This is a genomic window from Agriterribacter sp. (genome assembly GCF_035444585.1).
Taxonomy (GTDB): domain Bacteria; phylum Bacteroidota; class Bacteroidia; order Chitinophagales; family Chitinophagaceae; genus Agriterribacter.
Window position 1 is genome coordinate 1 of sequence record NZ_DAOMOZ010000329.1, and the last position, 3370, is coordinate 3370.

The window sequence follows — 3370 nt, forward strand, 5'->3', positions numbered from 1 at the left end:
ACACTTCATTCAATTCATTGGGGTCCGGGTCAAGGTTTGCAATACATTCCATCCCTTCAAATGTAAACTGGTTGTTGTTCAGAAAAAGAAAGTAGCCATTTACTGAGCACACACTGGGGGGAACAGGTCCGCTCAATTGGTTGTAAGAAAAGACAAAAGCCTCCATATTTGTTTGTACCCACGTGTCGGGTAGCTCACCGGAGAGCTGATTGTGAGAGAGGTCTATTATACTAAGTGATGAAATAAACCCTAAAGAAACGGGAATCTTGTTTTGCAGTTGATTGTTGTGCAGTTGCAAAGAAACCAGATTAGTAAGGTTGCCCAACGAATTGGGAAGTGTTCCATTTAAATTATTGTCTGGCAAAAGAACATCCGTAACCCTGTCATTTTCAACCGTTACACCATACCATGTATTTAAGGGTGCAGTAGTAAGCCAGTTGCTTTTATTGGTCCAATTGGCGCCATCGGTACTGTTGTATAAATCAACAAGTGCAAGGCTGTCCGAAGCGTTTACCTGGGCAAAGTTTTTTGCAAAAATCAGGCATAAGGCAAAAACAAGGAGTAATTCTTTTTTCATGATAATGTATTGATGGGTTTATAAACGGGCGCTTGGCCTCCTATTCGGATTCCGACAACTATGAACACAAAACTGCCGGCTACCGGCTTGGCTGAAAAAGGTCAGGACTATAATTCAGGTTGTTGTGTGTGCCGGCGCTACAGCGTGGCACACAGGATAACAAAGGATTGAATTTTTAGAAGGAGGAGACTGGATTTAAAAAAAATGTAAATAAGGAAACTAAATATAGGGAAATATTTAATAATCGCAGCATAAATTGTATGTATTTATCCAACTGAACACAACGACAAAGGCCAACCGTTGGTTGTTTGTCACCACCGGACGAATTGAAATGCACCGCCATTGGTATTTAAAACGCTACGAAAGGACCGCCTTTTTTCGAACAAAAATAAACTGTGCTTATTTCTTCCTGAAAAACACCCGTACCGGCACGCCTTTAAAATCAAAATTTGCCCTTAGCTGGTTTTCTAAGTAATTTTTGTAGGGTTGTTTGATATCATCGGGGTAGTTGCAGAAAAATGCAAAGCTGGGCACCGCCGTTGGTAACTGGGTTACATATTTTATTTTTATAGAATTACCTCTTACAACCGGGGCATGGTAAGATGCAACAGCTTTCAGCATCACTTCATTGAGTTTGGAAGTGGGTACTTTGCGTTGCCGGTTTTCATATACCTGCAGTGCGGTTTCAATTACTTTAAAGATCCGGAGCTTGTCTTTTACCGAAATGAACAATACCGGCACATCGGTAAAGGGAGCCAACCTGTTCTTTAATTCTTTTTCATAATCCCTGGCCGTATGCGTGGCTTTTTCCATAAGATCCCATTTGTTCACCAGCAATACAATGCCTTTTCCTTTGCGCACGGCTAAAGAGAAAATATTGATATCCTGTGCCGTAATACCCTTAGTAGCATCCAGCAGCAACAGGCATATATCCGCTTCATCCAGCGCTTTTATGGCCCTAATCACCGAATAAAACTCAAGATCCTCTTCTACTTTATTCTTTCGCCTTATACCGGCAGTATCTATCAATATAAATTCTTTCTGAAATAAATTATAGTGGGTATGAATAGTGTCTCTTGTTGTGCCGGCAATATCGCTTACGATCGTGCGCTCCTCTCCCACCAAAGCGTTCAGGAGAGATGATTTTCCCACATTAGGCTGACCTATAATGGCAAATTTAGGCAGCGCATTTTTATCACCTGTTTCGTCTTCATCCACATCCGGTATCAGTTGCACCAGGTCGTCGAGCAGCTCACCTGTACCACTGCCGCTGATGCTGGAAAGGAAATGGATATGTTCGAAACCCATGCTGTAAAATTCCGTGGCATCCAGCATGCGCTCGGGGTTATCTACTTTATTGACCACCAGGAATACCGGTTTTTTTGACTGCCGCAACATATCAACCATAGCTTCATCCAGTGCAGTAATGCCCGTTGAGGCATCACACATAAATATAATAGCATTGGCTTCATTTACGGCAATGGCTACCTGCTTGCGGATCTCGGTTTCAAAAACATCCGCGCTGTCGTGTACAAAACCGCCCGTATCAATAAGGTTAAAGCTTTTGCCGTTCCACTCCGCCACTCCATATTGCCGGTCGCGGGTAACGCCGCTGATGTTATCTACTATGGCCTTGCGTTCCTCAAGCATCCGGTTAAAGAAAGTGCTTTTGCCAACGTTGGGTCTTCCTGTTATAGCTACTGTAAAACTCATACTTTTAATTGGTTTAAGCTGGAGGGTTTAAGGTGTAAGGTAATAGCTCCTTATATCATATACCCAGTCCCATTTTTAAACCTTAAGGTGAAAGTTATTCCCATCCATACATATATACCTTACACCCTACACCCTATACCTTATATCCTATATCAGTACCCGTACTCTTTTAAATGTATATCATTGTCTCTCCATTTGGGCCGCACTTTCACAAATAGTTCGAGGAACACTTTGCTGCCCAGGAATTTTTCTATATCCTGCCGGGCTGTTGTTCCGATCTGCCGGATCATTTTCCCTTTTTCTCCCAGAATAATGGCTTTCTGCGATTCACGGTGAACAATGATCTCTACCGTTATTTTAATCAGGCTGATTTTTTCTTTAAACTCTCTTACCACCACTGCCGTGTGATACGGTATTTCGTCCTGGAACAGGTCGAATATTTTTTCCCGTATCATTTCACCTACAAAAAAGCGGGTAGGCAAATCCGTTAGATCATCTCCGTCGTAAAAAGGTTCTCCTTCCGGCAGGAATTCCAGTATAGCATTGAGCAGTCCGTCTGTGTTTATCTTTTTAAGTGCTGAAACAGCGATCGTTTTTTTACAATAGGCTTTAGCGTTAAAAAAATCCGATAGCTGCTTTATCCTGTCCTGCTGCACACGATCAATCTTATTCAGTACCACAAAAGCGGGCACTTTTAAGCGGAGTGCTAAAAAAACACTGTCTGCTTCTTCAGGGTCCTCATTTATATCCACCAGCAGCAGGGCGAGATCTGCATCTTCCAGACTGCTTTTTACCGAATGCATCATTTTTTCGTGTAATTTATACCGGGGTTCTATAATACCCGGCGTATCGGAAAAAACAACCTGGTAGTCTTTGCTGTTCAAAAAGCCTTTGATGCGATGGCGGGTGGTTTGCACTTTAGGCGATACAATAGCCAGCTTCTCCCCTATGAGCGCATTGAGCAAAGTGCTCTTACCTGCATTGGGCTTGCCAAAAATATTTACAAATCCAACTTTCATCCACATAAAAAATTCCTGCAAAGGTAACAGAAACAAAAATTGTTTGGCTGATTAAATACAT

At 42.2% G+C, this 3370-nt stretch carries 3 protein-coding genes; all 3 read right to left on the reverse strand.

Annotated features, from left to right (window positions below; all coding sequences use genetic code 11):
• Window positions 1–577 (reverse strand): hypothetical protein (locus PLH26_RS21015; protein ID WP_502876430.1); only part of this gene is annotated, 577 nt, incomplete at its 3' end.
• A gap of 399 nt (window positions 578–976) precedes the next feature.
• Complete coding sequence (der, locus tag PLH26_RS21020; RefSeq protein ID WP_349770453.1) at window positions 977–2290, reverse strand: ribosome biogenesis GTPase Der; 1314 nt, start codon at window positions 2288–2290, stop codon at window positions 977–979.
• A gap of 152 nt (window positions 2291–2442) precedes the next feature.
• Entirely contained in the window at window positions 2443–3309 is an 867-nt protein-coding gene (gene era / locus PLH26_RS21025; protein ID WP_324587980.1) for a GTPase Era, read from the reverse strand.
• Between the last annotated feature and the right edge of the window lie 61 nt (window positions 3310–3370).